Origin of the sequence: Bacillus sp. JJ1127 (assembly GCF_036965845.1) — a bacterium.
Taxonomy (GTDB): Bacteria; Bacillota; Bacilli; order Bacillales; family Bacillaceae_G; genus Bacillus_A.
In genome coordinates this window covers 7518-9379 of record NZ_JBALQK010000007.1, presented here as the reverse complement: position 1 = coordinate 9379, position 1862 = coordinate 7518, and the positions used below count along the sequence as shown (strand labels likewise).

The window sequence follows — 1862 nt, the reverse complement described above, 5'->3', positions numbered from 1 at the left end:
CGGTAAGAAGAAACGTCATTACCTTTCCACTCATAATAGTCTAAAATACCAGCGTAAATTGCTTCGGCAGCACGCTGTCTTCCATCTGGTGAAGATAGTTTCGCACCGTCTACGTTGTTGTCTACAAATGCAAGTTCTGTTAATACAGCTGGCATTGTATTTTCACGAATTACATATAAATCGCCTTCTTTTACACCTCTATCGCGTGTTCCAAGTGCTGCTACAAGACGATCTTGAATTTTCTCTGCTAGTACACGACTTTCTTCTACATGTGGGTTTGTTGCTGTCGTTGCTGATTTGTAGTAGTAAGTCTCTGTACCTTGAGCACTTCCGTTATAACCATTGCCATGAATACTTACAAAAATATCCCCTTTATTCGCTTGAGCAAATTCTACACGTTTTTTCAGAGAATCTTTTGCATCTGTTCCTGGTCTTGTGTCAGTATCATGCGTTAGCAATACAGTAAATGGTGTTTTCTTCTCAAATAATTTCTGTACGCGTAAAGATGTGTCTAATACAATTTTACTTTCATCCATGTCTACGCCTTCGTGGCCAGGATCTACACCGCCGTGACCCGGATCAATAATAATTGCTTTTCCTTCTAAGAAATTCGCTTGTTTCGGCGGGTTCAACTGACTTTTATCAACCCATTGGAAACCAGCATATGTACGAATACGAATCCAGCTTCCGCTTTCTTCAATCACTGTTACGTTTTGTGCGTCATATTTCCCTAATACTTTAGAGCCATGAGACGCTTCTTGATATGTAGTAAATGTGCCATCGATATACTCTTGTTTCTCATTTAAAGGCGTCCATTTATCGCCTTTATCCGTTACAATCTTCATCCATCCGTCTTCTCGTTGTTCTTTCACTACAACGATTTGCGGACTATGTTGACTGGATGTGATACCTGATGATAATGATGGCTCATGATATGTGATAAAGTTTCTATTCATATACATTCTTTTTGATGTATCTGCTTTTCCCATATCAGTTTGTGCGATAAATTGAGCTGCTTCTGCACGCGTAACGATACCATCTGGGTTCCAGCCATCACCTGTTCCTTTAGAAATACCTAAAGCAACTAAAGTATCAGCTAGCTTCTCGCCCCAATGTCCTTTTAAATCATCAAACTGCGTTGGTAAGTCACCAATGATTTTATTATTTAAATTATAAGCCTCTACAAGCATAGATGCCATAGAAGCACGATTAATGGTGCTTGATGGATTAAAGTTCCCTGTACCATCACCTTTAATCACACCTGCTTTTTCTACCGCGGCAATGTAAGGAGCTGCCCAGTGGTTTTGTGAATCTTGGAAAGATGGTTTTGTATTTGGATTAATTTCTAAACCTAGTACCACCGCGATTAGCTTTGCAGCTGATCCTCGATCAATTGTTTCAGATGGTGAAAATGTTCCGTCTGGTTTTCCGTCCAGTGCATTTTTCCCAACTAAATAGTTAACCGAATCTTGCGCCCAGCTCGGTACATCCGGAAAATTCTTTTCCGCTGCTGAACTACTTAATGGATACGCTAATAAGTTGACTGCTAGAATCCCTGCTGCGATTACTCCGTATTTCATTAAATTTTTCTCCTCTCATACCTGTTCATTATGAAACTATGTTCTATTAAACAATAAAAAATTAAATATTTATTATCCCTCTACTATTCTACTATTTAATAGTACCTAAATTATTGTATGGCATTATAACTCTAGAGTAAATACGCATATTAAATAATAAATATTAAATGTTTATTACAGAAAATGCTTAATTAGGAAATGTTTATATACAAATAAAAGTTAAAAAACCGTCATAAAAACCTCTTTCTTTTTAGGTGGATGAGAGCATCTGGCCATGCATAG

Annotated in this window: 1 protein-coding gene; it reads right to left on the bottom strand. The window is 37.8% G+C overall.

All coding sequences use genetic code 11. The features are described from left to right. On the bottom strand, window positions 1–1580 hold a 1580-nt coding region (locus tag V7183_RS00965), incomplete at its 3' end, for an N-acetylmuramoyl-L-alanine amidase (RefSeq protein WP_335358438.1). Window positions 1581–1862: the final 282 nt, after the last annotated feature.